Annotated in this window: 25 protein-coding genes; 12 read left to right on the top strand and 13 right to left on the bottom strand. The window is 45.4% G+C overall.

Annotated elements, in window-relative coordinates; translation table 11 throughout:
* Nucleotides 1-14: 14 nt before the first annotated feature.
* Entirely contained in the window at nucleotides 15-791 is a 777-nt protein-coding gene (truA, locus tag GC130_RS08115) for a tRNA pseudouridine(38-40) synthase TruA (protein WP_226940408.1), read from the bottom strand.
* Nucleotides 792-862: 71 nt separating this feature from the next.
* Here truA and GC130_RS08110 point away from each other — a divergent pair, with 71 nt between their 5' ends.
* Together GC130_RS08110 and htpG are read left to right on the top strand one after the other, a co-directional pair.
* Complete coding sequence (locus tag GC130_RS08110) at nucleotides 863-1,357, top strand: DUF4293 domain-containing protein (RefSeq protein WP_151997774.1); 495 nt, start codon at nucleotides 863-865, stop codon at nucleotides 1,355-1,357.
* A 175-nt stretch (nucleotides 1,358-1,532) separates the two neighbouring features.
* Complete coding sequence (htpG, locus tag GC130_RS08105) at nucleotides 1,533-3,359, top strand: molecular chaperone HtpG (RefSeq protein ID WP_151997773.1); 1,827 nt, start codon at nucleotides 1,533-1,535, stop codon at nucleotides 3,357-3,359.
* A gap of 74 nt (nucleotides 3,360-3,433) precedes the next feature.
* Here the strand turns inward: htpG and GC130_RS08100 are convergent, their stop codons facing one another.
* Nucleotides 3,434-4,324 carry a DUF1080 domain-containing protein gene (locus GC130_RS08100; protein ID WP_151997772.1) on the bottom strand — a complete coding sequence of 297 codons (891 nt, stop codon included), beginning with the start codon at nucleotides 4,322-4,324 and terminating at the stop codon, nucleotides 3,434-3,436.
* A 189-nt stretch (nucleotides 4,325-4,513) separates the two neighbouring features.
* On the opposite strand from GC130_RS08100, the gene GC130_RS08095 reads away from it, so the two are divergent.
* A complete protein-coding gene (locus GC130_RS08095; RefSeq protein WP_151997771.1) occupies nucleotides 4,514-6,553 on the top strand; it encodes a M3 family metallopeptidase in 2,040 nt (679 codons plus the stop codon).
* Between the two features lie 67 nt (nucleotides 6,554-6,620).
* Here GC130_RS08095 and GC130_RS08090 read toward each other — a convergent pair whose 3' ends face one another.
* Both GC130_RS08090 and GC130_RS08085 read right to left on the bottom strand, forming a co-directional pair.
* Nucleotides 6,621-6,953, bottom strand: coding sequence for a hypothetical protein (locus GC130_RS08090; RefSeq protein ID WP_151997770.1), 333 nt, complete (start codon nucleotides 6,951-6,953; stop codon nucleotides 6,621-6,623).
* Between the two features lie 136 nt (nucleotides 6,954-7,089).
* Nucleotides 7,090-8,778 carry a hypothetical protein gene (locus GC130_RS08085; protein ID WP_151997769.1) on the bottom strand — a complete coding sequence of 563 codons (1,689 nt, stop codon included), beginning with the start codon at nucleotides 8,776-8,778 and terminating at the stop codon, nucleotides 7,090-7,092.
* Nucleotides 8,779-8,963: 185 nt separating this feature from the next.
* Here GC130_RS08085 and GC130_RS08080 point away from each other — a divergent pair, with 185 nt between their 5' ends.
* Nucleotides 8,964-9,962: a DUF4407 domain-containing protein gene (locus GC130_RS08080; RefSeq protein WP_151997768.1), complete on the top strand. Its 999-nt coding sequence runs from the start codon at nucleotides 8,964-8,966 to the stop codon at nucleotides 9,960-9,962.
* Here GC130_RS08080 and GC130_RS08075 read toward each other — a convergent pair whose 3' ends face one another.
* The 4 genes from GC130_RS08075 to GC130_RS08060 all read right to left on the bottom strand — a co-directional run bounded on the left by GC130_RS08075 (nucleotide 9,963) and on the right by GC130_RS08060 (nucleotide 13,211).
* Entirely contained in the window at nucleotides 9,963-10,364 is a 402-nt protein-coding gene (locus GC130_RS08075) for a TerB family tellurite resistance protein (RefSeq protein WP_151997767.1), read from the bottom strand.
* A 55-nt stretch (nucleotides 10,365-10,419) separates the two neighbouring features.
* Nucleotides 10,420-12,048 (bottom strand): L-glutamate gamma-semialdehyde dehydrogenase, encoded by a 1,629-nt coding sequence (gene pruA / locus GC130_RS08070; RefSeq protein WP_151997766.1) that lies wholly within the window; start codon nucleotides 12,046-12,048, stop codon nucleotides 10,420-10,422.
* Between the two features lie 70 nt (nucleotides 12,049-12,118).
* Nucleotides 12,119-12,817: a YjjG family noncanonical pyrimidine nucleotidase gene (locus GC130_RS08065; RefSeq protein ID WP_151997765.1), complete on the bottom strand. Its 699-nt coding sequence runs from the start codon at nucleotides 12,815-12,817 to the stop codon at nucleotides 12,119-12,121.
* 4 nt (nucleotides 12,818-12,821) lie between these two features.
* Nucleotides 12,822-13,211 carry a helix-turn-helix transcriptional regulator gene (locus tag GC130_RS08060; RefSeq protein WP_151997764.1) on the bottom strand — a complete coding sequence of 130 codons (390 nt, stop codon included), beginning with the start codon at nucleotides 13,209-13,211 and terminating at the stop codon, nucleotides 12,822-12,824.
* Nucleotides 13,212-13,385: 174 nt separating this feature from the next.
* On the opposite strand from GC130_RS08060, the gene GC130_RS08055 reads away from it, so the two are divergent.
* Nucleotides 13,386-13,988 carry a carboxypeptidase-like regulatory domain-containing protein gene (locus GC130_RS08055; protein WP_151997763.1) on the top strand — a complete coding sequence of 201 codons (603 nt, stop codon included), beginning with the start codon at nucleotides 13,386-13,388 and terminating at the stop codon, nucleotides 13,986-13,988.
* A gap of 10 nt (nucleotides 13,989-13,998) precedes the next feature.
* Here GC130_RS08055 and GC130_RS08050 read toward each other — a convergent pair whose 3' ends face one another.
* The 5 genes from GC130_RS08050 to GC130_RS08030 all read right to left on the bottom strand — a co-directional run bounded on the left by GC130_RS08050 (nucleotide 13,999) and on the right by GC130_RS08030 (nucleotide 18,979).
* Entirely contained in the window at nucleotides 13,999-14,238 is a 240-nt protein-coding gene (locus GC130_RS08050; RefSeq protein WP_151997762.1) for a hypothetical protein, read from the bottom strand.
* A 126-nt stretch (nucleotides 14,239-14,364) separates the two neighbouring features.
* Entirely contained in the window at nucleotides 14,365-15,114 is a 750-nt protein-coding gene (locus GC130_RS08045; RefSeq protein WP_151997761.1) for a PmeII family type II restriction endonuclease, read from the bottom strand.
* Nucleotides 15,111-16,535, bottom strand: coding sequence for a DNA cytosine methyltransferase (locus tag GC130_RS08040; protein ID WP_151997760.1), 1,425 nt, complete (start codon nucleotides 16,533-16,535; stop codon nucleotides 15,111-15,113). Before GC130_RS08040 ends, GC130_RS08045 begins: the two co-directional genes overlap by 4 nt.
* A 126-nt stretch (nucleotides 16,536-16,661) precedes the next feature.
* Nucleotides 16,662-17,669: an ABC transporter permease gene (locus GC130_RS08035; protein WP_151997759.1), complete on the bottom strand. Its 1,008-nt coding sequence runs from the start codon at nucleotides 17,667-17,669 to the stop codon at nucleotides 16,662-16,664.
* Nucleotides 17,666-18,979, bottom strand: a complete 1,314-nt coding sequence (locus GC130_RS08030; RefSeq protein ID WP_151997758.1) for an ABC transporter permease — start codon at nucleotides 18,977-18,979, stop codon at nucleotides 17,666-17,668. The genes GC130_RS08035 and GC130_RS08030 overlap by 4 nt, the downstream gene beginning before the upstream one ends.
* Nucleotides 18,980-19,364: 385 nt before the next feature.
* Between GC130_RS08030 and GC130_RS08025 the strand changes: the two genes are divergently transcribed.
* From GC130_RS08025 to GC130_RS28850, 7 genes are all read left to right on the top strand, one after another.
* Nucleotides 19,365-19,844 (top strand): hypothetical protein, encoded by a 480-nt coding sequence (locus tag GC130_RS08025; protein WP_151997757.1) that lies wholly within the window; start codon nucleotides 19,365-19,367, stop codon nucleotides 19,842-19,844.
* Nucleotides 19,845-19,885: 41 nt separating this feature from the next.
* Nucleotides 19,886-20,581, top strand: coding sequence for a tRNA/rRNA methyltransferase (locus GC130_RS08020; protein ID WP_151997756.1), 696 nt, complete (start codon nucleotides 19,886-19,888; stop codon nucleotides 20,579-20,581).
* A gap of 269 nt (nucleotides 20,582-20,850) precedes the next feature.
* The gene (locus GC130_RS08015; protein ID WP_193217807.1) at nucleotides 20,851-22,014 is read left to right on the top strand and encodes a glycosyltransferase family 4 protein; all 1,164 of its coding nucleotides are present in this window, start codon (nucleotides 20,851-20,853) and stop codon (nucleotides 22,012-22,014) included.
* 24 nt (nucleotides 22,015-22,038) lie between these two features.
* Nucleotides 22,039-23,424 carry an exopolysaccharide biosynthesis polyprenyl glycosylphosphotransferase gene (locus GC130_RS08010; protein ID WP_151997754.1) on the top strand — a complete coding sequence of 462 codons (1,386 nt, stop codon included), beginning with the start codon at nucleotides 22,039-22,041 and terminating at the stop codon, nucleotides 23,422-23,424.
* A 25-nt stretch (nucleotides 23,425-23,449) separates the two neighbouring features.
* Complete coding sequence (locus GC130_RS08005) at nucleotides 23,450-24,415, top strand: GDP-L-fucose synthase (RefSeq protein WP_151997753.1); 966 nt, start codon at nucleotides 23,450-23,452, stop codon at nucleotides 24,413-24,415.
* Between the two features lie 74 nt (nucleotides 24,416-24,489).
* Nucleotides 24,490-25,512: a phenylalanine--tRNA ligase subunit alpha gene (gene pheS / locus GC130_RS08000; RefSeq protein ID WP_151997752.1), complete on the top strand. Its 1,023-nt coding sequence runs from the start codon at nucleotides 24,490-24,492 to the stop codon at nucleotides 25,510-25,512.
* Complete coding sequence (locus GC130_RS28850; protein ID WP_201621359.1) at nucleotides 25,509-25,934, top strand: hypothetical protein; 426 nt, start codon at nucleotides 25,509-25,511, stop codon at nucleotides 25,932-25,934. Before pheS ends, GC130_RS28850 begins: the two co-directional genes overlap by 4 nt.

Raw genomic sequence — 25,934 nt, 5'->3', positions numbered from 1 at the left:
ATTAACTGCAAATTTCAAGAAAGGATATAAATTTCTTCAGGATAAGTAACGTTTGTTAGAAAAAGACCTTCAGCTGGCACATTGCGAGCCGCCGACTTCCTGTCTCTGCTCTCCAAAATCTCCTTAAATTCAGTCTGGCTCAGTCTGCCTTGTCCTGCCTCCAGCAGCGTTCCAACCACGGCCCGAACCATCCCTCTTAAAAATCTATTGGCACTAACGTAAAATATGAGGCTATCGTTCTCTCTTCTCCAGCGAGCTTCGAAAATATCACAATCAAAATGCTTGACATCAGTCTTCACTTTGCTAAACGACTGAAAGTCCTTCCATGTCAACAGCAGCGCCGCCGTCTTATTCATGACATCCACGTCCAGCTCCGGCCTGAAAAGATAGCTGTATTTAGTTTTGAAGGGATCCTTTTTTTGATGAATGTGATATTCGTAAGATCGTGACTCAGCGTCGAAGCGGGCATGCGCTTCCGACCGGACGGGCTTAACCCAATGAGCGGCAATGTCGTGAGGCAACAGGGAATTAAGCCTGTAGAGAAATTCCTCAGGTTCGTGCCTGAGTTCCATGTCGACGTGCGCCACCTGCACCCGGGCATGCACGCCTGCATCGGTTCGCCCACTGCCGACACATTCCACTTCGGTGCCAAGTAACGTGCTCAAACATTGGGTAACAACCTGCTGCACAGTCACAGCGTTGTGTTGGGTCTGCCAACCGCTATATTTTGTGCCATCGTAACTCAACTGAATAAAATACCGCATGCCCGGCAAAGGTAATTCATTCAACATAATTCACATGTTCAGCCGATTAAGGTTTTCTCTAAAGTCTTTTATGCGTTTATTTACCAAAAATTCTTCCAATGCTTCAGCGAATCCAATCTATATTTCTGGCGCTTGCTGCCATCGTCATGGTCATCATTGTCTTTCTCCCGCTATGGCAAAAAATTGATGTCGAAAAAAGTGAAATAGTGACCATTACCGCTCTTGAAATCACCCATATCAGATATGCGGGCGATGGTGTAGCGATAGACGAGATTCTGGCTGAGAAAAACATCATGTACGTAGCCGCTCTTTGTCTGATTGCTGCAGGAGTGGCCATTTTTTCTATTTTTCAATATGGCAACAGACTCCGCCAGATTCAGTTCGGCGCCCTGAACTCCCTCATCATTGGTGGCACAATGTTTCTCGTTCTCTACTTTTGCTGGAATGCAGAAAAGACTATCGTTCCAGACGAAAAAGGTGCTTACCTGGCGGCCTTTTATCTTTTTCCTGTGGCCCTCATCCTCAACTCTATGGCCAACCGCTTTATCCGGCGTGACGAGAGGCTGGTGCGTGACTCCAACAGGCTCAGATAAAATCAAAATTCTTTAATGCAGTAGTAATCGACAAAATGGTCGACGAAGGTGGCTAATTCCGTTGGCCTGACACTTCTTACTGCCATCCTGACAGCCTTGTGGGTAAAATCGGGCTATGGAACGGCTTTTGCCAACCCTTCACTTATTGACCAATCATTTGCAAACAAATACAAACATGGTAACAGAAGAAAAAGGCACCCTTTCGATCCACACCGAGAATATTTTTCCCATTATCAAGAAATTTCTCTATTCGGATCACGAGATCTTTTTGAGGGAGTTGGTATCGAATGCCGTGGATGCCACACAAAAGCTGAACCGCCTGGCAGCCCTGGGCGAGTACAAAGGAAAAATTGGTGACACAAAAATTAAAGTGTCTATCGATGAGAAAGCGAAAACAATCACAATCAGTGACAAAGGCATTGGATTAACAACCGATGAAATAAAAAAATACATCAACCAAATTGCCTTTTCGGGCGCAGCCGAATTTGTTGAGAAATACAAAGATAAAGGAGAAGAGAAGCAAATCATCGGTCATTTCGGCCTTGGTTTCTACTCTTCCTATATGGTCGCCAAAAAGGTAGAAATCTTCACGAAATCGTATCAGACAGGTGCCGAAGCTGCCCGCTGGGAGTGCGATGGGTCGACTGATTTTGAAATTACTCCGACTAAGAAAAAAGACAGGGGTACCGACATAGTGCTTCACATTGCTGAAGATTCTGAAGAGTTTTTGCAAAAGCACAGACTTCAGGGTATTCTGGATAAATACTGCAAGTTTCTGCCTATCGAAATTGAATTCGACGACAAGGTGGTTAACAACCCAAGCCCCATCTGGACGAAGCAGCCAAGTGAGTTAAAAGATGAGGACTACCTGAACTTTTACAAAGAGCTTTATCCATTTGCTGAGGATCCTCTTTTCTGGATTCACCTGAACGTGGATTATCCTTTCAACCTTACTGGTGTGCTGTATTTCCCTAAGCTGAAAAATGAGCTGGATGTTCAGAGAAATAAAATTCAGCTATACAGCCGCCAGGTGTTCATTACCGACGAGGTGAAGGACGTAGTGCCTGAGTTTTTGATGCTTCTTCACGGCGTGATCGACTCGCCTGACATTCCATTGAACGTATCGAGGAGCTACCTTCAGTCGGACGGGAACGTGAAGAAAATCAACACTTACATTACCAAGAAAGTAGCAGATAAGCTTGGCGACCTCTTCAAGAAAGACAGAGCAGGGTATGAGAAAAAGTGGAACGACATTGGCCTTTTCGTGAAATACGGAATGATCAGTGAAGAGAAGTTTTATGAGAAGGCGCTTGACTACACGCTTGTGCAGGACATCGACGACAAGTTTTACACGCTTAAAGAATACGAAGAGCATGTAAAGCCGAATCAAACCGATAAAGACGGTAACGCTATTTTCCTTTACACAACAAAACAGGCACAGCAGCACAGCTACATTGAAAACGCCCGGAAGCGGGAGTATGGTGTGCTGAAAATGGACGGCCAGCTCGACAACCACTTCATCAACCACATGGAAATGAAGATGGAAAAGGTAAACTGGAAGCGAGTGGATGCTGATGTCCTGGACAAATTGATCGACAAAGACGAGAAGAAGGAGTCGGTGCTTTCGGAGAAGGAGCAAACTGAAGTAAAAGAACTTTTTGATAAGGCGATAAACAACAAAGCATTCACAGTAAATGTGGAAGCCATGTCGACTGACGACATGCCGGTGGTAATCACATTGCCGGAGTTTATGCGCAGAATGAAGGACATGTCGGCAATGGGTGGAGGAATGGCCATGATGGGCAATATGCCTGACGCTTATTCAGTAGCTATAAATGGCAACCATGCGTTGGTTGGCAAGATTCTCAAAGCAGCATCAGATGAGGAAAAAACTGCCCTAGCCAAGCAGGCATTTGATTTGGCCAAGTTGTCTCAGAACTTGCTGACAGGCCCTGAGCTTACCGCCTTCATCAAGAGAAGCCTTGATATAGTATCGGCCTAAGCGCCAATGCCAGCTATAAAGTTAAATCCCCGGAGCGATTCGGGGATTTTTTGTTTTTCAGCATTCAGTAGAAGTTACTTTTTGTATGTGCAGGTGCCAGGGTTCGATTTGATGAAATAGCTTTTGTAGTTGGTAGCCTTCGAATCCATGCAACCTTCCAGGTTAAGTAGCTCGATATTCTTGAAATCTATCGGCTGTCCTTCACTCTGCAAGGCAATATATCCTTCTGTCAATGGCTTACCTGGCTCCCAAAGAGCTGGATCGTAACCAGTAACGACGCCTCCGCCCATTTGAGGTTTAGAATAACGCAGCACTTCTTCGCCATTCACCTTATGAATGACCAAAGAGTCGCCCATCACGATTAACTCCGTGTGCACCCATTGGTCACCTTCATAGGTAGCTGAAGTAGAGTTGATACAGTGGTTAGGGTCAACCTTGCCATTGTACACCACATCAGTGCCCGGCGAGCACATGTTGCACGTGGGGCGTGGCTTACCATCGCCCAAGCCTGCGAGGAACTGCATTTCCACAGAGATCGGCCAGTTTTGCTCTTTCGGCATTGAGCGAGGGTCTTGAGAGTGGAACATCACGCCGCTGTTTTTTATCGTGTACTCCGGGGCACCCCGCTGCAATTCGCCAACAAACCGGTATTCCATCACAAGGCGATAGTAGGAGTACGGTTGCTTGTAGTATAAATGCCCAAACTGCTCGTTGAAGTCGCCGTATTGATCGTAGCGAACTTTGATGATGCCATCCTCTACCCTGAATGTGTTGCCAAAGTTTACGTCCACATCGTGGTGATGGATTTTGACAATCCAATCATTAATGTCCTTTCCGTTGAAGAGTGTCGTCCATTCCTCCTTGGCCTTTTTTGACTGGCCTACCACGGTTATTGAAAGCGTGGGGGTGACTAGAATCGCTATTACTATTGATTTGATTAAGCAGGAAACAGAGTGGCTTTTCATAGGTGTTTTTCTTGTAATTATAGGCAGTTCCAAAGAATTACTCCCCGGATACCATTGATCTTTTGATAATTAGACGACTTAACGGGGTTTGTTCCTAAATTCGCCTTTAAATTTGAGCAGCATTTGGCAAACCAAAAGGCGCCACTTCTTTGTTGTTGATATAATTCTGAAGACTAAAAATAACTATAAATGTCAAACCCTCTTTTAGAAAGTTTTAACACCCCATTCGATACCATTCCTTTCAGTAAAATTAAGAATGAGCACTATCTGCCTGCCTTTACAGAAGGTATTAAGCTCGCCAAGGAGGAGATAGCTCTTTTAACACAGTCCAGTGAGCCTCCTACTTTCGAAAATACTATTGTGGCCCTGGAAGCCTCTGGGAGCAAAGTCGACCTCATATCTAATGTTTTCTTCAACCTGAACTCGGCTGAAACAAGCGACGAGATGCAGGCGTTGGCCAAAGACATTTCGCCTTTGCTTTCCGAGTTTAGCAATGATGTGATGCTCAATGAAGCGCTTTTCAAAAAAGTAAAGCTGGTTTACGAAACTACAGACAAAGCCAAACTTGATGAGGAGTCTCTGACGCTTCTGGAGAAGACCTATAAAGGCTTTGTTAGGAATGGCGCCAACTTGTCGGCAGATAAAAAAGAGAAGCTACGTACGATAGACAAAGAGATTTCAGTGCTGGGCCAGCAGTACGGCGAAAATGTGCTTAAGGAAACCAATGCCTTTAGCATGGAAGTAACGGATGAAAAGGAGCTGGATGGACTTCCCGATTTCGTAAAAGAAGCGGCGGCGGAAACCGCGAAGGAAAAGAACAGGGAAGGTACGTGGATATTTACACTTCAATACCCCAGCTACATTCCCTTCATGACCTATTCGGCCAATAGGGAGCTTCGCAAGAAGATGTTCATGGCCTATGGCTCACGGAGTTTCAAAGGTAATGAGTTCGACAATCAGGAGGTGGTGAAGAAACTAGTGCAACTCCGCTTCGAACGGGCTCAGTTGCTCGGCTACCCCACCCATGCACATTTCGTGCTTGAAGAGCGCATGGCCGAAACACCTGAGAAGGTCAACGAGTTTCTCACCGATATACTAGCCATTTCCCAGCCGGCTACTCTCAAAGATGTGGAAGAGCTCACTGCCTATGCCAAAAAGCTGGACGGGCTTGATAAAATTGAAAGATGGGATTTTGCCTACTACAGCGAAAAACTGAAAAAAGAAAAGTATGAGGTCGATGACGAATTACTCAAGCCCTATTTCCAGCTGGAGAAGGTGATCGATGGGGTGTTTAAAGTGGCCGAAAAGCTTTTCGGGATTCATTTCGTAGAAAACAAGGACATTGACAGATACCACCCGGAAGTGCTGGTGTATGAAGTGAGGAATGGCAATAACGAGCTGGTAGCGATTTTCTATGCTGACTTCTTCCCCAGGGAAGGCAAAAGAGGTGGTGCCTGGATGACCGTTTTTCGGCAGCAAAAGAAAGTGAATGGCGAAGACAAGCGGCCACATATCAGCATCGTTTGTAGCTTCACTAAGCCAACCAAGTCCACACCATCACTGTTGACGTTTAATGAGGTGCAGACGCTGTTCCATGAGTTTGGTCATGCCCTCCATGGTATGCTGGCCAAAGGCAACTACGGCAGCCTGAGCGGCACCAATGTTTATTGGGATTTTGTGGAGCTTCCGTCGCAGATTCTGGAAAACTGGACACTTGAAAAAGATTGCCTTGACCTGTTTGCCAGGCATTACAAAACCGGCGAAGCTATTCCTGCAGATCTTGTGCAAAGGCTGAAAGACAGCGCTAATTTTCAGGCAGGTTATGCAACAACCCGTCAGGTGGCGTTCGGCATGCTCGACATGGCCTACCACGGTGTAGATCCGTCGGGCATAACGAATATTGGGGAGTTTGAGAAAACACTATTCGAGAAAATGGAGGTGCTTCCGCAGGTGAAAGAAACCAATATGAGCTGCCAGTTCTCTCATATTTTTAATGGAGGGTACTCTTCAGGTTATTATAGCTACAAATGGGCCGAAGTACTAGACGCCGATGCATTTGAGTTTTTCAAGGAAAAGGGCATTTTCAACAGCGAAGTGGCTGGAAAATTTAAAGACGATATCCTTTCAAGGGGAGGCAGCGAGCATCCAATGGTTCTCTACAAGAAATTCAGAGGGCGTGAACCAGACCCAAAAGCGTTGCTGCGTCGGGCTGGACTACTGAAAAAGTAGTGCTGAGAAGCAACAAAAAAGGCGATCGGTCTGAACCAATCGCCTTTTTATTTTCCTAAAAGGAGGATTAGAAAATAAGAATGATCAGTAGTACTATGATAATTACAGCACCTACTGACAATGTAAGCTTATTGTTCAAGAAATCCAGTTCTTTCTTGATCTCTCTCAGTTCTTTCTTCACCTCCTTGCGATCTTCCTTTGAGAGTTCATTTTTTTTCAACTCTTTGATCTCATTCACCCTTTGGGTCAGCTGAGTCACTCGCTCTTCGGCCTGCTCTTCTGTAAGGCTGTTAAGTTGCTCTTTTGTCATCGGCTCTGTTCCGGCAGCCAAAGCACTGGTGCCGAAAACCAACGTAAATGCCGCCAGGGCAAGAATAGATGTAAATAGTTTCCTTTTCATAGATTGATAATTTTCGAATTCAATTCAAAATAGGCCTTTTCGAAATACCAAACAAGATGGGAAGTGTTGGGAGAGAAAAAGAAAAGCCGATCTTAATTGACCGGCCTTTCCTGGATGCGATGTTTAGCCAACTATTTTATTTTAATGCCCAGATCTTGTCGTAGCCTCTTTCTATTTCGGCTTCTCTCAGGCGTGTCATTGCGTCCCTCAGGGCGTTCATCATGTCGTCTTTTCTCACAATGCTGTTCAGAGCGTTGATATCATTAAACTCAGACTCGGAGAATGGTTTGCCATCGGAGGCTGCTACCCAGCCGGAGCCATATTGGACGTCCTTGTTGGTGTAGGTCTCCTCTCTTCCCTGAATAAAAAAGTTGAGCCGTGGGATCAGGATAATTTTGTCGTTGTTGTCGCCTGCAATCTGTAAGTCCATCTGCACATTGATCAGGCCATCAACATCTGCGTCCTTCATCAGGTTAATGATTGGCCTGTCAGAAGTCATGTTGGTGGATACTGATCCGAAAATGTCGGCGATCTTCGTTGGCTGCATATTGACAGTGTTTTTGTAGGTCTTCACAATCAGCTCATCTGTATTCTTTTCTTTTACCGGATAAAACTCTTTGTAGTAAGAAGATGCAGTCAGCTTTTCAGTAGGCACCATTTCGATATCGAACTCTTCCTTGAACATGGTGACAATGTCAGCGTACATGTTGCTAAGCAGTTGATCCCAAAAAGCATCGGGCAGTTTTGGAAACTGATAGGTGGTGGTGGTAGTGGTGGTGATTTTGGTGTTGTAACCATAAGAAACAGATTCATCCACTTCCTGCTTGAACAAAACACCCCGTACCGAAAGCGATGACACTGCAAATTTCGACCCTTGCGAAAATGGCGCCCCTGTGGCAGCATTGGGCTTACTTGCTGCAAAATTCAAGACGCCGGCTGGATTGTCTATTTTACCTTTTACACTAGTCGACCCATAAACACTCTCCTGTTGTTTGCCTGACACGTTCACTTTCATTGAGCCATAAGCCCTGCTCTGAAGCTCCGCAGCAGCAGTCGACTGCTTGTCGGTCGGTGCTTGCACATATCGTTCCACTATCAGGTAGTTCTCGCCCTGGTTGTAGTTGCCCACACCATTTACACTACCCGAAATAGTAGGGTTGCTGAAAGCTTCCCTGGGGATAACTATTTTATCGGTTGACCTGAATGAAGCGAAGTAGTTGAATCCTCGGGCACCGGCCACGTCAGTTACCAGCGCCACATTTAAAAGGCTGCCTTCATGGCCGGAGCCATTTTCCAGCACCAGCTCGATGTCTTTGGACAGCTCGATCTGAGCGTTTGTCGTCGACCCATTTACAGACAAAATCTTCACCGAGGGCACAGGCTTGATAGTGAAAGAAGCTTTGTCTCCTGTTACAGTTTCCACATTCACTGTTTTTGGGGTAAGATCGCCAGGCTCAAGCTCGATCATGTAATACCCCAAACCCGTTGAAGTCAACTCCTTGCCCTCACTGGTTACTGAGCCATCTATATTGAGCATTCCAAGGCCTTCTGCTTTTGAGAAAAATATTGCCACGGCAACATCGCCTTCCTTAAAATCTTCGGGATATACCTCCTGGCCGGAAATCCGGGCTTCCATGGTGTGCATTCCGTTGATATGGTGCACCAGCACAGCCGCCTCCCCCAGGTTAGAGGTTTTCGAGGTCATCAGCTTGGCTGTTAGTTTACCTATTTTTTCACCCAACTTTAAGCCTCTTTTTTCCTGTGCTTTAGAAACCTCAGTGGCCAGTAAAAAGACAAACGGTATGAGTAATCCTATCTTTTTCATAGTCGATTAATTTGGTGCTAAGTACCAGATAATCGCATTTCGAGAAAATCGCTCATACGGGGTATTTAGTACTACCCACCAGCACGGATGCTAAAACAGGTCGACCTTGCTACTGTGTATAAAAAGGAACCTTTTAATGCAACTTATTAGCGTTGCTGTCGTTATTCCTTTCAATAAAGTGTTCGATGAAAAAAATTACCTCTTTCTTCTGGTTCTGTTCTGGAGCTTCTCCTTCGCTCCTGAAAAGGTGCTCAACAGAGTCAGCCCGGTTTGTGAGCATTGGCGGTGCCGTGTTCTTCACAGGTCTTTTGGCGGCTGTAAGTGGAGGTTTTGCTCTATATTCTGTTTTTAGCAATTACTGGGTCGCAGTGCTATTTGGTCTGCTTTGGGGGCTTATGATATTCAACCTCGATCGCTTTCTGGTTTCCAGCTTAAAGAAAAACGAAAACAAATGGGAGGAGTGGCTAATGGCCGCACCAAGAATCGTGCTGGCAGTGTTGATAGCCATAGTGGTAGCAAAGCCTCTGGAGCTGCGGATATTTCAGCCTGAAATAGAAGCCGAGCTTGTCCTTATCAAAGAAGAACAAAAAGCTGTTGAAGTAGAAATGATTGCATCACGCTATTCACCCCTGATAGCAGGATACAAGGCCGAACTCAGCCAGCTGGAAACTCAAATTGCCAGCAAGGAGGCAAAACGAGATGAACTCGTGAGGATGGCCCAGGAAGAAGCGGACGGAACGGGCGGGTCGGGTCGTCGTAATCTGGGACCTATTTATGCTGTGAAGAAAGCAAATGCTGAAAGAGCCGAAACTGAACTGAAAGAGCTCAAAGCAAATCACTCTGCTCTGATTTCAGCCCTACGGGAAAAGCAAGATTCAGCAGCGCTACTGCAAGCCAATGAACTGGCCAAAATTGATGTTTCGAATATTGATGGGCTGGCATTGCAACTCGAATCATTGGACCGGCTTACCAACAAGCATTCTTCAATAGCATTTGCCAATATTTTCATCATGCTTCTATTTGTAATGATAGAAGCTTCGCCCGTTTTGGTAAAACTCATGAGCCCCAGGGGGCCTTACGATGATTTGTTGGAAGCACATGAACATGCCTTCGCTAATTACAGAAAATCAAAGATTCACAGGCTGGACACTGCACTTGAAAAAGAGCTGGCCTGGAAGGGGTAACTAGTCGGCGTGGTAGTCCTGAAGTTTCTTTCTCATCATCCTCAGCTCTTCCGGTGCCTTCATATTGATGTGCACGTGAGGATACAACTCCATAAATGCGGCTAGTTGAAAGCCCAGAGAGTTGGCTATCTTTTGACAGAACAAAAGTTCAGAGTCCTGAATAACGCTGTCTGCCTTCATGAGCAGAATGACATTGTAGAGATAATCAAAGCGATCGTCGTAGGGCATCTTGTCAAGGCCTTCGACAGGGTCGGGCTGCTTGATCAAAAGCTCCAGTTCTTCCTGCGAGATATCCCCTGACCTCGCCACTCGTTCTATGACGTGCCTTTCTCTTTCATGAAATTCACCATCACTGTTGGCAAGGGTAATGAGGAGCGACAACTGCGTTCTGATGTTTTCCATAGAGCTAATTTATCTCTATAAGTCAATAAAAAAAGCCCTTTGAAGGGCTTTTTCGTTATTTACTTAAAAATGGGTACCTAAAATCCGTTGGCGGAGCAAAGGTTTCCTTAATGGTTCTTGGCTGCACCCACCGAATCAAATTAAGAATAGAACCCGCCTTGTCGTTGGTTCCTGACCCCCTGGCACCACCAAAAGGCTGCTGGCCTACGACGGCTCCTGTTGGTTTATCATTGATGTAAAAATTGCCTGCGGCATGCATGAGTTTGCTCATGGCCAGCTCGATGGCATAACGATCCTTCGAGAAAATGGCGCCTGTCAAAGCATAAGGCGAAGTGCTATCCACCAGTTCCAATGCCTCTTCGTAGCGCTCGGCCTGGTACACGTAAACCGTTAGCACCGGGCCGAATAGTTCTTCGCACATGGTTACATACATCGGGTCTTTGGCAAGCAGCACGGTAGGCTCTATGAACCAGCCTTTGCTGTTATCGTAGTTGCCACCGGCAACCACTTCCACCATGGGACTTTTCTTGGCCTCATCAATATATTTGGTGATTTTGTTGAATGAGCGCTCGTCGATCACAGCATTCACAAAATTGCCGAAATCTTCGACGTCACCCATTTTCACATGCTTTAAATCCTCAAGAATATACTTTTCCACATCGGGCCAGAGGTTGTCAGGAATGTACGCCCTTGAGGCAGCCGAGCACTTTTGCCCCTGAAACTCAAATGCACCACGGATAATAGCGGTAGCCAGCTCTTTTGCATTCGTCGATTTGTGGGCAATGATAAAGTCCTTGCCGCCAGTCTCGCCCACAATGCGGGGGTAAGTCCTGTATTTGGTAATGTTCTGGCCAATGGTCTTCCAAAGCTGTTGAAAAACACCAGTGCTGCCAGTGAAATGGAGACCCGCAAAATCTTTGTGGTTGAAAATAACATCACCGGCCACAGGTCCATCCACATAGATAAGATTGATGACGCCATCGGGCAAGCCCGCTTCTTTGAACACCTCCATGATCACCTGTGCCGAATACACCTGGGTATATGCCGGCTTCCAGATGACCGTATTACCGATCAGCGCTGGAGCTGCTGGCAGGTTGCCTGCAATAGAGGTGAAGTTGAAGGGTGTGATGGCAAATACAAAGCCCTCAAGTGGCCGGTAGTCCATACGGTTCCACATGCCTGGCGCCGAGTCGGGCTGCTGGTGAAACAGCTCCACCATAAAGGCCGCATTGAATTTTAGGAAATCAATGAATTCACAGGCGGCATCAATTTCTGCCTGAAAAGCATTTTTCGACTGCCCGAGCATGGTGGCGGCGTTTATTTTTGCCCTGTAGGGGCCCGCCAGAAGGTCGGCGGCTTTGAGGAAAATACTTGCCCTGTGCTCCCAGCTCATCTCTGCCCATGCCTTTTTGGCGCCAAGCGCAGCGTTAACGGCCTGCTCCACATGGCTGGCATCTCCTTCGTGAAAGTAGCCTAGAGTGTGTTTGTGGTCGTGAGGCGGCGACATCCGAATCTTCTTTCCGGTCCGCACTTCTTCACTTCCGATGTACATAGGAATATCAGCCTCTTTTGACTTCAGCTCCTTCAGTTCCTTTTGGAGTGCTGTCCGTTCGGGTGTGCCGGGTGCGTAGCTGAGAACAGGTTCGTTGGTTGGTTTGGGGGTCTTAAAAATCGCTAATGACATGTTGTTTATTTGGTTTTGTCGACTGCAATAAATTGAGGGGCGAATTTACTCACCACCGGCCTAAAAACCTTTAGAAATGGTGATGCAATTCACTAAGGGAATGTATTTCGAGTGTAACTGGTTCCGTATGTGGAAGTTTTTCAGGGTTGAAATAAAAGTGATCTATGCCATGGCCTCTCGCTCCTCCAATGTCAGTAACGAGGTTGTCGCCTACCATGGCCGATGTGGCTGGTGTGGCACCGGTGAGCTGCATGGCGTACTCGAAGATTTGTGGGGAGGGTTTGCGGGCGCCGGCTCTTTGAGACGTAATTACTTCAGAGAAGAATTTCTCCAGGCCTGAGCTTTTGATCTTCACCGACTGGATGTCGTCAAAACCATTGGTAATGATGTGAATCGGGTATTTTTCAACAAGGTAGGTAAGCAACTCTATGGCTCCTGGCATCACAGCCGTTTTGGTGGGGCATAGGTTCACATAGTCCTCGCCAAACTGAAAAGCAAGATCCATGTCTGCGAAACCCAGCTCTCTGAACACTGTCCTGAACCTCTCCTCTCTGAGGTGCTCCTTGTCAATTTTTTTAAGGTCGTACAGATACCAGAACTGCGTATTTACCCGGAAAAACTTATCAACTAGCTGCTCCGCCGAGAACTTACCGAAGTTTTTGAGAGCATACATGGAATAGAGCTCCATGAGGGACTCCCTGGCATTTTGATCATAATCCCACAACGTGTGGTCGAGGTCGAAAAAAAGGTGTTTGTATTTTTTGCCCATACATTTATCTAAGGCCTGTTAACTGGCGTTTTTCCATTTTGTTTTTTACCAGCTCCCTGTTCGAATAAAGGATTCGAAAGGTTTCAAGGTCTTTCTGGAGGCTGGCGTCTTTCTGCAAAAACTGAAATATTTGGCTAACGATGTCAGACACCTCCTCCTTGATAGAATAGAAAACGTACTGGTCTATTTTTCGGACGTTGACCAGCCCGGCGTTTCTCAGGTAGGTCAGGTGCCTCGACGTTTTGGTTTGAGTAAAGTCCAGAGACAATTCAATATCGGTAATGCAAAGTTCTTTTTGATTGAAGAGTAAAAAGAGAATACGCACTCTTGCCTCCTCCGAGAAGGATTTGAATATTTGGTTTCCGTATTGCAGACTAAAGTTTTTGAGCCTCATGGGAACAATAATGAAAGTTTACGGCTTATCCGTGTAACACAAAACCTGTGCAATTGATCTAATAATTTGTAGCTTAGGGCCCAATTGCAACTATTAACCCATAATTAGTATCCTCTTAATTCATAAGTAAAGAAAGGCTTGTCAAAGTTCATCTCTAAATATTTTCTGCCTTTTATGTGCTTCCTATTTATGCTGGTGGCACATCAGGAAAGCTGGGCCCAGGGCGGAAGCAGGGTCATCCAGTTTTCCGGGGTAATATTGGGAGAGGACAGCGTTTCGGGAGTGCCGGGAGTGCACGTGTATGTGCCGAAAGCCGGAAGAGGTACTACTTCCAATGTGTATGGTTATTTCTCCATGCCTGCATTGGTTGGAGACAGTGTGGTGATCAGTGCCATTGGCTTTGAAAAGCAACATTTCATTGTTCCGGGCAACAAAGGGGAAAACTTTACAGCCATTATTGAGCTCGTTACCGACACCACTTATTTACCACCCATAGAAATTTTGCCCTACCCCACGGAAGAGCTCTTCAAGCAGGCTGTGCTTGCCCTCAAGTTGCCTGATGCCGAAGACTATCGTAAGATGGAAGAGGTGCTCAGGGCGGACATTTTGATGAGAATGATGCAAGGGGCACCTATGGACGCTTCGGAAAATTACAGGTATTATTCCAATCAACAGTTTCTGGCGATGACGGATAAATTTCAGCCCAGAAGCAATCCGCTACTCAATCCTTTCGCCTGGGCGCAGTTTATCAAATCGTTGAAAAAGGACAGGAAGTAATTCAGCCTTTTTACCAGGTTCTGCTCACCTCACTCCAATAGAGCTGCACCCAACTTTCCATCCCTTCTGCCAATTGTATTCTGTCTTCTAAAAACACTACCACCCCAAGCGAAGACAACCTGATCAAGTCGTATTTAAGGGCTAAAGAAAGTGTGTTCATGCTCTCAGCATTTCTTGAGATATACTTGTTTGTAATTAAAGCATTGAATGCTTCGTGGGTGGCATTTTGGAACAATAGGTCAGTTTGCATGGGCATTGCTATTTGTTTGACTTTACAAAAATGCAATGATGCCCTTCGGCAAAGTATGATTTCTGTCAGGTATTAAGCTGATGTATTGTCGGTGTGATTCAGGCCCCGTTGGATTTTACCCAGCAATTAATCTCTCCTTTTTGAATTGAACTCAATCAGCTTATCCCAATTAATAGCACCCTTCGAATCGCAGAAATCTTTTGAAAACTCAAACGTAAACTTGTTGATCATCTGTGAGTAGGAGGCTATAAACTCGTCGTTCTTCTCCTGCGCTTTGTATCCAAGCGGGACAATGATTTCTTTATAAAGTTCTGGATTCCCAGAAATGAACTCCCAAAACGATTGTCCGCAAAGCTTATAATAGTCGCCTTTTTCTTTGTACTCGTGTTGTTTTGACGACTTGCCATAACAACAACCATTGACTGCTTTCACATTGATGTTTGCTCCGGAGGTTTTCAGTACCCTTCTGGCAGAATTGAAGTTGTCGGTCATTTTCTTAATCTGGCTGTCATTGCCCCAGTTTGGCCCCGACTTTATTGAAACTATATTTCTAACCCCATCATTATCAAATTCCAGATCGACACCGGGCGTAGCTGACTTCCAGCCATTGTAGACTATCCCATTAATGTAAATAGCAAAGCCCTCTAGCCAGTCGCCAAATATGCCCTCTTCACTGGAAGAAACGAAGGCCTCGACGATCCCCTGCACCAAATCTTTGGCAATCAACACATTCTTTGCCCTGAATAGGTAGGGGTTCTTCTTACCTAAAACGTCTTTTAGGCGTAATCCATTGACTTTCTCAATCCTTTTCTGGTGAAATGTCCCAATGTTTTCTTCCACGTACTTTCGTACGTCATCCATATCTAGTGAATTCATATGGCTATTTTGAACTGGCCTAACTCTCGGGACATATCTGATAACCAAGCCTTGTCGTCGGTATTCCTGTACCTGGAATACTTAAAGTCGGCGAAGCCAGCAATCTTTACTCCCCTGATGTGGTTCATGATGAGGTCTCCTACGGCTTTGCCCAAGCCTACAGGCACAGCGTTTCCAATTTGTCGATACTGCTCAATCAGGCTGCCTTCAATTTTCCAGCCATCTGGAAACTGCTGAACTCTCTTGTATTCCTCAATGCTTAAGGGGCGGTCTTCTTCAGGGTGGGCAAGGTCAGTGGCTGGCATGGCTGGGTGAGTGACCAAAGTCGGTGCAGGCTGATCCCAGGCAAGTCTCCGCAGGAACCCCGTTTTACCACCTCCCGAATAATATGATTGCCCTAACGCTTCTTTTTGTATGTCCTCTGGCAAGTGCTTCCAGTATTGTCCGGAGGTCAGCATTCGGTAGTATCTCAATCTTTTTTCTGGGAATTTTACGTAATGCATGTTCTGCTTTGGCAAATCTCTGACGGCATCTTCAAAGGTGTTCCAGAATGGCAGACCAAACTCACCCTTCTCGGAATTGCTTGGAGTCAAATAGGGCAATTTACCTCCATCTCTAGACGCAACTATGATGACACGCTCTCTTTTTTGGGGAGTACCAAAGTTAGCAGCGTTGTATAAATTAAAGCTTACACCGTAGCCCTCATTGTTCAGCACCTTAACTATATGCATGAGTGCTCCCCCATTCACCTCCTCAACGTTAAGCGGGGGATTGCCCAGTCCCCTTTTCTCATGCGGTCTGTGTTTCAATGCAGCTGATAAAATACCTCTAACATTCTCTATGACAGCGTATTTCGGCTTGAGCTCGATAATCCTATCCAAAAAAGTGAGAAAGACGTTACCACGATCATCCTCAAATCCTTTTCTCTTGCCTGCAGTGCTAAAAGCCTGACAAGGAGGCCCGCCTACAACTAGGTCGATCTCATCCGATGCACTTAAGCCAGCTTTTTCTCGGATCTGATCTGCGGTATAGTTTCTAATATCACTTATCAGCGCAATTTCAGGCCTGTTTCTGACAATAGTCTTCCTGCAAGCATTGTCGGTTTCGCAAGCGAGCAACGTTTTAAAGCCAGCTTTTTCAATACCGAGATCAAGGCCCATGGCGCCTGTAAAAAACGAAAGTGCAATCGGCCTCTTAAACTCAATGCCTGATGCGTCTTGATCGCTTGAAACCTCTTTGTCTTTTGTCAGTCCGCAATTGTTGTTTGCTTTGTAGAAGACAACCTGCTCTTCCTCCAGTATCCAGGTTTTACCCACTTTCTGGCTATATATCTTTTGATCCCTACAAAGGTTTCTTACCTGCTGTGGTGTCAAATTTAATTCATCAGCAGCATCCTGGATTGTGATTTTGGTACCTTTCATACTTTCGATAACGAAAATTTTAAGAGTACCCAAAAATAGATTCCGTTGGCCTAAGATCAAAGGGTGGTCAATAAACAATTTCGCTAAAAGCCACTCTTGGGCGTGTTAACTTTATATTGAATGGATTTATTTTTGGTGGTACATTCTATCCAAATCATTGCCCACTGCATGCAGGCTAATGACAGTGAGGTAAATACAAATGCCGGGGAAAACGGCCAACCACCAGGCCTGCAGGTTTTCGAGGTAGCCATGGATGATACTTCCCCAACTAACAGTCTCGGGAGAAACACCTACACCGATAAATGAAAGAGTGGCCTCGGCGATCAGCAAACCCGATATGGTAAAACACACCTGCGTGGCTACCGGCCCGATGGCGTTTGGCAGTGCATGCCGAAAAAAGACCTTAGATTCTGATAGCCCTATTACCCTCGCCGATTCGATATAGGTCATCTCTCTTACTTTCAGCATCTCAGCACGCACCATCCTCGCCATCACATCCCAACTGGTAACAGCAAACAGCATTATCAGAGTGAACATATTAATGGGAATGATCATAGCAAAAGCCACGATTAAATACAAGCGGGGAATGACGGAGATCACCTCAATAAACCGCTGAGTGACGGTGTCGAGGGGAAAAGTCATTCTGTCCCCCAAAACGCCAAATCTTTTAAGCAACCACCATATTACTACAACTGAAACAACCAGAAGAAGGACAACCAGCGCCCCGGCAAGCACCTGGCCAGTGGAAGAAATGGTCGGCCAAAGCACCACAGCAAAATAAACGGCAATGAGCAGCAGCAACAGTCCCGTAAGGTAGGTTCTGATAGTAAACCGCAGACGGTCATTTCCGAAAAAAGCAGCAACACTTCCAAAGCCAACACCTATGCTTCCACCGATCAACGCTGCACCAATGCTGACCAGAATTGACCTTTGGGAGCCAGCCAAAATAGACAGCCATACATCTCTGCCGAGTGTGTCTGTCCCCAGCCAATGGCCTGCTCCGGGGGGCAGGCTTCTCATGTCAAGCCTGAGCTCAGGCTTCAATCCGTCAAAGAACCACGTAAGCACAACAACCCCCAGGATCGCTCCCAGCATTGCCAATGGCCACCATCTGAATGTCGGTCGGTTGCTCATTGGTTGGACAGCCTTATTCTGGGATCAAACCAATAGTACAAGAGATCGGTAATTAAGTAGGATAGCATCCTAACCAAAATCAACAGCAGGATAATACCACTAACAACGGGATAGTCCTGCGCAGCAACCGACTGAGTGAGTAGCATGCCAACACCTTGAATCGAGAACAGCACCTCCACTACCAAAGCGCCGCTTACTACTGCCAGCAAATATTGTCCGAAGAGAGTGATAGCTGGCAGCATACTATACCTTAGTCTATATCTCCTTTTGATCGTATGCTCACCAAGGCCTCTTGCTCTGGCCATAAACACAAACGGAAGGTCGGCAGACTTTTGAAAGGCATTGTCGATGTGCTTGGTGATATAAGGCAAGGTGCTGATCCACAGAATACCTACCGGCAGCACATAAGGCCAGAAACTCCTCGACCAGAAAGAAAAGCTATTGAGTGAGCTGGCCGAAATATGTGACGGAAACCAGGAGAAAACCGTTCCACTAGCAAACAGAATCATCGCCAAAAGCGCCCAACCGAAGAGGGGAACCAGGTCAAAGAAATAAATGACCTGATCCGCCAATGCTTTGGTCCTGGGCCCGAGGTGCGACATCCCAATCACCAGCCAGTAGGCAGAAAGAAAAATCAGAATAATAGCAGGCACCGTGAACACAATGGTGTTGGAAAGCGCCCGGCTGATGACTTCAAACACCCTTTCCCGGTTTTTCCAGCTCACTCCCAGGTCTCCATGTAAAAGCTGAGAAAACCACAGATGAAACTGATTGTCTGAACCATTCCAGTACAATGCTGGCACATAAGCTCTCCACTGCTGGGACGAAGCTTCCAACTCATCTACCTGCGAAAGAATTTCGGATGATGCAGCCACCTCATTGCCTAAAACCCAGGTTCGCACACTTTGCCACTGCAATTTGGTATTGTCAGGCACCCATGCAGAGAAATTTTTAGCCTGCAAAGCTGCTGCCAGTTGCAGAACCCTTTCTGGCTGACCTGTAAGCAAACAAATGCTCCTGACCCATTCCTTTTGCACATCCGGCATGTCAAGAGGCAGGGCTGCTGGCAACGCTGCAGATCGCAAGGACAGATAAAACACCGGGAGGTCAAGACCAAGCTCTTTCCTTATCCTTATTTTTTCCTGTTGGATTCTTAGTGTGTTATAGCTGCCTCCTTCCAATGCCAGAAGGTCAATCCTTTCCTCCCACACCGACTGCGACGGCAAAACCCTGAAGACAAAAAGCCCAATCAGTCCAAGGAGTAGTGCGGGGAATGCAGAAAGTAACCGTACAATCAGGTATCGCAGCATAAGTCTCAAAAATAGCAAACTGACAATAAGAACTGCTAACCGGGTGACTCTTTAGGGAGAGGAGATGGCTCCAGCGTCGATACGCAACCCGTAAATAGTACTAAACCGACATAATTTAGAAAAATACCTAAAAACAGGTATGTATCCGGGATGGGCGATACTTAACATTGTAATGTGTATTTGAAATGGGCTCAACATCAACCTTGACTCGTAGATTTTACACATAAGCTCACAGGTTAGAAGTGAAAAAGGACTACTCTCAATGAGTAGTCTTTTTTTGTTCAGCTTGATTCCGCCTTGTTCATATCGAACACCTTATTTGTAATAGCCCACAATTACTCTTAATTTTCACAGGTATTCTAACAAGCATCAATGACCTCGACTTATGAAAGCTATTGTTAAACTAGGGCTGGTATTTTTCATTGTAACATTTTTTGCGGCCTGTAGTGGCAGGTATCCCAAGCACAACTGGGGTTCTAAGTATGAGTATCTGGAAAAATACGAATCCGACGAAGGTCATCATATCACGTATACCCACGACTTGATTTTAAGAAAGCCCCGCAGACCGGATGAGGAGCATCATTACTCTGTCATCTTAAAAGGACAACAGGAAGATGACGACAGCGATGCAAACTTTTGGGTTGAACAGTATCTCGGACGGGCGGTAGAAACCGACAGCACTTTACATATCATCTATTCCTCCATGCAAACTGACGTTGATCATGGACACGACAGGTTCAGTTTCACCTCCGGCGACACACTCATCCGAATTCACCGTGACGGCGAAGTATACCACACAGAGTGGGTGAAGTATACGCCAGTGGCAAGCCACAATCACGAAGATGACTGGGTAAGAATGAACTAAATATTGACCACCATCAATGATTCCCGGAATTTGGTGCACCTATGACCATCCACTTCGTTCTCAGCCATCCGGCTGTTTCTGAAAACATCGGGTTTGCCTCCCGTGCCATCAATGCAATGGGATTTGGCAGTCTCAGGCTGGTTAATCCAACAGATCACCTTTCGCAGCAGGCCAGGAAAACAGCCTACGGCTCACATGATATATTAGAAAGCGCACTTGTCTATCCATCGCTGGCAGATGCTTTGAGCGATATCGACCTGAGCATAGCCACCACGGCTAAGAAAAGACTTGGGAGACATGACTATCATTCTCCAGAGAAAGTCGGCAACCTTCTGCAAGAAAAAGGCAGAACGATCAACAGCGTTGCAATTGTATTTGGGAGCGAACGAGACGGTTTAACAAAGGAAGAAATCGGTATGTGTGATCTGATTAGTAGTATTCCGCTTGCAGCCCCGCACCCCTCCCTAAACTTGGCTCAAAGTGTCCTTATTTACGCCTGGGAGCTTTCGAAAGCCTCCTTTAGTAGCAAAGCGAAACCACCAAAAAAGGAGGCGGAGGAAGGTGCTCAAAAAGCTCTGAAAGAAAAAGCCAAGAAAGTGCTGAGTGACCTTGACGTGCCCCGCCAGCCCAGTCTTTACAACCGGCTAAAAGACCGACTGATGACTGCTGATGCGGAAGACACCAGGCTGATGCTGGCGCTTGCCAGATTCATTGAGCATAGACTTAAAAATCAATAGGATCAGCCTGTGTTCTAGTTGCCTTGAGCGGTATGGTGACAACAAAATTAGAGCCCACCGGCTCCACTTACCCATCTCCGCAGGCAATACCGTTTGGCCTAAAATTTCTGGAAAAGAACATATCAATCTATTTCCTACAGGATTTTGTTAGTTAATTTACTAACAACCGGCGTTAAGTTTGAAAAATTCACATTTTGACTGGGAATATTTAGGACGCATAAATTGGCATGTCAATTGATAAGGACTATCTTTGTCATCCGAATTTCGATATGGAAAAGATACTTTTTGCACTTACGTCTTTTTTGATTTGTTTCATACTTACTCCGGCGGTTATCTATTTTTTCGTAAGGAACAGGATTACCGATACGCCAGGGGGAAGGAAAATACACAAAGCAAGCACTCCTTCAATGGGCGGAATACCAATCATGATTGGTGTGTTTTTTGCCGTTTTGCTTTGGTTTACCCTTGGGGAGTTGAATCAAAGCCGTAGTATTCTATTTGCTGTTACTATCATGTTTATTGTCGGCCTCAGGGACGATCTTGTTAACCTTTCAGCATTTCATAAGCTGGTAGGTCAGCTGGCTGCGGCATTGCTTGTAGTTGTCTATGGTGGGGTTCAGCTCACTTCGTTGTACGGACTTTTTGGTGTATATGAGTTACCCGTATTTGTAGGTATACCAGTCTCTCTATTTACAGTTATAGTGTTAACCAACGCTTTTAACCTTATAGACGGTGTTGATGGGCTGGCGGGTATGTGCAGCCTTTTAGCGTTGACCTTTTTTGGAACATGGTTTGAACTGAACGATCAGCATCTGTATGCAGCCATAGCTGCTACGTTCGCCGGTGGCATAGTGGGTTTCTTGATGTTTAACTGGTCGCCTGCAAAGATTTTTATGGGAGATACCGGAGCTTTGGCAATTGGTTTGCTACTGGCATCTTTCGCCGTTTTATTTATCGAAAGCAATTACGCTCTTGAAGCGAGCTCTCCAATAAAGTTCAGTGGTTCGGTGGCCACAGGAGTGGCGGTAATGATTTTACCTATTTTTGACACCGCCCGTATTTTTGTGAAAAGGGTGAAAAAAGGAAAGTCTCCGCTTTCGCCTGATAAGAGTCACGTACATCATTTCATCATGCGGATGGGTTTTGAACACCGCCAAATCACTCTGATATTAGCGTCCGTAAACTTGTTATTCATAGCGATCGCTATCATTGGAAAAGACTATTCAGACTTGATGATGCTTCCCATTGTTATTGGTACAGCCATTTTTCTCGGACTTACGTTAGACTATCTTGTTTTGCGGTCCGTAAAAAATAAAGTCAGAAAAAGCCCTAAATTACTGGTCAATAAAAAATTTCCTGGAGCCAAAGTACCTACTAATCACCCTATTGTAGAAAAGACCCTTATTGAGACCGAAAACATTTTGCAGAATTAATTTTACTCTGTAACGCATTTTGAAATGCCTAAAAGGTTTTACAAACTATTTCCAGCACTTTTCATATTTGGAGAGCTCGTTATAATATCCATTCCGTTCCTGCTTTCCTATTACATTATCAATAACAACCTTGAGCTTGCGCCAGTGTACCGTTGGGCTTTTGGGTTTTACTTGGGCATATGGCTCTCTGTTTCTGTTGTGGCGGAGGACTTTAAAATTGGCCGATCTACAAACTATTATGTGACGCTGAAGCGAGCTTTTTTTACGCTCTTCATTTCCCTCTCACTAATATCGTTCTTCTGGGTTTTGTTTGAAGCATACGAGCTGAGCCGGGAATTTTTAGTTCTTATTTTCATTCAGCTATTTGTTGCGGTCGGCTTCTATAGAGTGCTAGTTCACATAGCGCTTAATAAATATCGGAAGTTTGGAGGCAACGTTAGAAGCGCCATTATTATTGGCTTCGACCAGCAGGGAGTGCGACTTTATAACTTGTTTAAGAGAAAGCCTGAGTATGGAATAAGGTGTGTGGGGTTTTATGACGATACTCATTCCGGGCTCTCTCAAAGAGATGGGATTCCAATTCTCGGTGGAATAGACGACTTTATCAGGAATGGTATTGACGATACGGAGTTTATTTATGTCAGTGAAAGTGTAAACCGATTTGCTCTTAGCCAAATTGTTAATGTTGCCGACGCACAACTAAAAAAGGTTAAGTTAATTCCACAGTTCAACACCGAACTTTTTAAGACCTACTCCCTTACAAGATTTGATGACATCTCAATAGTCGATATTAACGACCTGCCCCTGGATGGCATCTTGAATCGTGTTGTGAAAAGAACTTTTGACATTGTCTTTTCGTTGTTTGTTGTGGTTTTTGTGCTAAGCTGGCTATATCCGATACTCGGGTTGCTAATTAAACTTGAGTCCTCGGGCCCCGTTTTTTTTAGGCAACTTCGCCATGGGAAGGGAAATTCACCATTTGTATGCTACAAGTTCAGGACGATGGTGATCAACAATGTGGCAGACACCAAATGGGCATCGAGAAACGATCCAAGAATTACAAGGGTTGGCACGTTCCTCAGAAGGACAAGCCTTGATGAAATCCCACAGTTTTTAAATGTCCTGATAGGCAATATGTCGATAGTTGGGCCAAGACCCCACCCAATTCCGCTAAACGAGTCTTATCAAAACCGAGTGCACAAATTCACTCAGCGTCATGCCTCGAAGCCTGGTATCACTGGGCTGGCACAGGCTATGGGGTATAGGGGCGAGATACAAAAGTTCCATCAAATGAGCTCACGGGTGAAACTGGACAGGTTCTATCTTCAGAATTGGTCTTTTATTCTTGACTTGAAAATCATAGTTTTGACTGTTTATTCAATAGTATTCAATAGGGAAAATGCCTATTAGAATGGTCTTTAAAATGTTCTAGCAAGTGCATAAAGAATCAAAAGTGTTTATTGCCGGCCATAGGGGAATGGTCGGCTCTGCTATTTTAAGGGGTTTGCAGAAGCGTGGTTTCTCGAATCTTGTATTGAAAGCTTCGTCGGAATGTGATTTGCGTCGCCAAACTGATGTGGAAAGCCTGTTCGAGGCTGAAAAACCAGATTATGTCTTTCTGGCCGCTGCTAAGGTCGGAGGAATCAATGCCAACAACACTTATCGGGCAGAATTTCTACATGACAACCTGATGATTCAGAACAATGTCATTCACTCGGCCTGGAAATATCAATCGACTAAATTGATGTTCCTTGGCTCTTCTTGTATTTACCCGAAACTTGCCCCACAGCCGCTTAAAGAAGACTATTTGCTCACAGGCTTGTTGGAAGAGACAAACGAACCCTATGCGATAGCTAAGATTGCTGGCATCAAAATGTGTGAGGCCTACAGAGATCAATACGGTTGTAATTTTGTATCGGTAATGCCTACCAACCTATATGGACCGAACGACAATTATGATCTGAAAAATTCGCACGTGCTGCCTGCGCTTATTAGAAAATTTCATGACGCAAAGATAAGTGGCGCCAGTGAGGTGGAGGTGTGGGGTACCGGTTCTCCCAAAAGGGAGTTTCTTCATGTCGACGACATGGCTGAAGCGTGCATTTATCTGATGGATAAATTCGATGCCAAGCCACATTCAAAGAATCCGTCATTTTTGAATATCGGTTGGGGAGAGGATATTAGCATAAAAGACCTGGGGCTGTTAATAAAAGATATTGTTGGCTTTCAGGGAACCTTAAAGTTCGACACATCAAAGCCCGATGGGACACCAAGAAAGCTCATGGACACATCCCGTCTCTCGGCGATGGGTTTCAAGCCAACTATTACTTTGGAACAAGGAATAAGAAGTGTTTACGAAGAGTTTCATAGAATATATAGCTCGAAAAACATACGGCTTTAGTTTGGCTCTTGGTCGGCTGCAACTAGCATTTTGATTAAGGGGCGAGTTGCTTACTTTTGTAAAAAATTTCTTTCATGATTGAGCGAATTGAAGAGTTAAAGGAAGAGGTGCAGAAATTTGTTGCTGAGAAGGAGGCTGACCTTGAGTCGTTCAGGATGAAGTTTGTCAGCAGAAAGAGCGTTCTTACAGATTTGTTTGATGCTTTCAAGGACGTTCCCCCAGCTCAAAAGAAAGATTACGGAGTCGCTCTGAACCAACTAAAAGTGCTGGTACAGGATCGTTTCAAGGAGCTGGTGTCTGGCTTGGAAGAGAGTAGGGAGGCAACCACAGAAACAAAGGATTTAACACTCCCTGCCGCAACAGACCAAATAGGAGGCATTCACCCTTTGACTGCCCTCAGAGCAAGAATAATAGAGATTTTTGAAAGAATAGGGTTTTCGGTGGCCGACGGGCCTGAAATTGAGACTGACTGGTATAACTTCACTGCGCTTAACTTTCACGAAAATCATCCTGCAAGGGAAATGCAGGATACATTTTTCATTGAGAAGAATCCTGACGTGTTGCTGAGAACGCATACCTCTTCCGTACAAGTAAGGTTAATGGAGAGCGGCAAGCCACCTTTCAGGGCTATTATGCCGGGAAGAGTTTTTAGGAATGAGGCCATTACCGCACGGGCTCATTGCATTTTTCACCAGGTAGAGGGCCTGTATATAGATGAAGGAGTGAGCTTTGCGGATCTGAAGGACACCCTGTATCATTTCGCCAAGGAGATGTTCCATAAGGATGTCAAAATAAGGTTCCGACCCTCCTATTTTCCTTTCACGGAGCCCAGTGCAGAGATTGACATCTCTTGTCTTATTTGCAATGGAGAAGGTTGTAACATATGCAAGTATACAGGGTGGGTGGAGATAGCTGGCTCTGGAATGGTTGACCCGAATGTACTGGAGAACTGTGGCATTGACTCGGAGAAATATACGGGCTTTGCTTTTGGAATGGGGATAGAGAGAATGGCCTTGTTGAAGTATCAGGTGAGAGACCTTCGCCTCTTTACTGAAAACGATGTTCGCTTCTTGAAACAATTTTCCTCCATTCTTTGAGCAGGCTGGCTAGTGTCTTTGGAGTTTTAGCAGTGGCGTTGATTTTTGCTCAATGTAGTGAATCGAACACTGGCCCTAATATCCCGCCAAAAATTGTTAACATCGAAATAAACCTGTCTAATATTCAATATCAATCACTTCGGCAGGTTGGAGGCTTTGTGTACTTATCGGGCGGAAATAAGGGCCTGATCGTTTACCGGCAATCTCAATCAGCATACAGGGTATGGGATCGAATCTGCACCTACGGGCCAGACAAAGAATGTGAAGTAGTAACTATGAATAGTTCTGGGTTTTATATGGAAGATCTTTGCTGCAAATCGACCTTCGACCTTGACGGCTATCCTACTGCTGGGCCAGCAAAATATCCCTTGGTGGAATACAGGGCTGTGTCGGATGGCACATTCCTCTACATTTCTAACTAG

Source organism: Imperialibacter sp. EC-SDR9 (assembly GCF_902498805.1).
Taxonomy (GTDB): Bacteria; Bacteroidota; Bacteroidia; order Cytophagales; family Cyclobacteriaceae; genus Imperialibacter.
Note: the sequence above shows the minus strand (reverse complement) of the source record. Positions and strands in the feature narration are given on the sequence as shown.

What these genes read in the sequence shown, in the direction of transcription:
- truA (WP_226940408.1), bottom strand. Translation starts at nt 791, where the DNA reads ATGTTGAATGAATTACCTTTGCCGGGCATGCGGTATTTTATTCAGTTG.
- GC130_RS08110 (WP_151997774.1), top strand. Translation starts at nt 863, where the DNA reads ATGCTTCAGCGAATCCAATCTATATTTCTGGCGCTTGCTGCCATCGTC.
- htpG (WP_151997773.1), top strand. Translation starts at nt 1,533, where the DNA reads ATGGTAACAGAAGAAAAAGGCACCCTTTCGATCCACACCGAGAATATT.
- GC130_RS08100 (WP_151997772.1), bottom strand. Translation starts at nt 4,324, where the DNA reads ATGAAAAGCCACTCTGTTTCCTGCTTAATCAAATCAATAGTAATAGCG.
- GC130_RS08095 (WP_151997771.1), top strand. Translation starts at nt 4,514, where the DNA reads ATGTCAAACCCTCTTTTAGAAAGTTTTAACACCCCATTCGATACCATT.
- GC130_RS08090 (WP_151997770.1), bottom strand. Translation starts at nt 6,953, where the DNA reads ATGAAAAGGAAACTATTTACATCTATTCTTGCCCTGGCGGCATTTACG.
- GC130_RS08085 (WP_151997769.1), bottom strand. Translation starts at nt 8,778, where the DNA reads ATGAAAAAGATAGGATTACTCATACCGTTTGTCTTTTTACTGGCCACT.
- GC130_RS08080 (WP_151997768.1), top strand. Translation starts at nt 8,964, where the DNA reads ATGAAAAAAATTACCTCTTTCTTCTGGTTCTGTTCTGGAGCTTCTCCT.
- GC130_RS08075 (WP_151997767.1), bottom strand. Translation starts at nt 10,364, where the DNA reads ATGGAAAACATCAGAACGCAGTTGTCGCTCCTCATTACCCTTGCCAAC.
- pruA (WP_151997766.1), bottom strand. Translation starts at nt 12,048, where the DNA reads ATGTCATTAGCGATTTTTAAGACCCCCAAACCAACCAACGAACCTGTT.
- GC130_RS08065 (WP_151997765.1), bottom strand. Translation starts at nt 12,817, where the DNA reads ATGGGCAAAAAATACAAACACCTTTTTTTCGACCTCGACCACACGTTG.
- GC130_RS08060 (WP_151997764.1), bottom strand. Translation starts at nt 13,211, where the DNA reads ATGAGGCTCAAAAACTTTAGTCTGCAATACGGAAACCAAATATTCAAA.
- GC130_RS08055 (WP_151997763.1), top strand. Translation starts at nt 13,386, where the DNA reads ATGTGCTTCCTATTTATGCTGGTGGCACATCAGGAAAGCTGGGCCCAG.
- GC130_RS08050 (WP_151997762.1), bottom strand. Translation starts at nt 14,238, where the DNA reads ATGCAAACTGACCTATTGTTCCAAAATGCCACCCACGAAGCATTCAAT.
- GC130_RS08045 (WP_151997761.1), bottom strand. Translation starts at nt 15,114, where the DNA reads ATGAATTCACTAGATATGGATGACGTACGAAAGTACGTGGAAGAAAAC.
- GC130_RS08040 (WP_151997760.1), bottom strand. Translation starts at nt 16,535, where the DNA reads ATGAAAGGTACCAAAATCACAATCCAGGATGCTGCTGATGAATTAAAT.
- GC130_RS08035 (WP_151997759.1), bottom strand. Translation starts at nt 17,669, where the DNA reads ATGAGCAACCGACCGACATTCAGATGGTGGCCATTGGCAATGCTGGGA.
- GC130_RS08030 (WP_151997758.1), bottom strand. Translation starts at nt 18,979, where the DNA reads ATGCTGCGATACCTGATTGTACGGTTACTTTCTGCATTCCCCGCACTA.
- GC130_RS08025 (WP_151997757.1), top strand. Translation starts at nt 19,365, where the DNA reads ATGAAAGCTATTGTTAAACTAGGGCTGGTATTTTTCATTGTAACATTT.
- GC130_RS08020 (WP_151997756.1), top strand. Translation starts at nt 19,886, where the DNA reads ATGACCATCCACTTCGTTCTCAGCCATCCGGCTGTTTCTGAAAACATC.
- GC130_RS08015 (WP_193217807.1), top strand. Translation starts at nt 20,851, where the DNA reads ATGGAAAAGATACTTTTTGCACTTACGTCTTTTTTGATTTGTTTCATA.
- GC130_RS08010 (WP_151997754.1), top strand. Translation starts at nt 22,039, where the DNA reads ATGCCTAAAAGGTTTTACAAACTATTTCCAGCACTTTTCATATTTGGA.
- pheS (WP_151997752.1), top strand. Translation starts at nt 24,490, where the DNA reads ATGATTGAGCGAATTGAAGAGTTAAAGGAAGAGGTGCAGAAATTTGTT.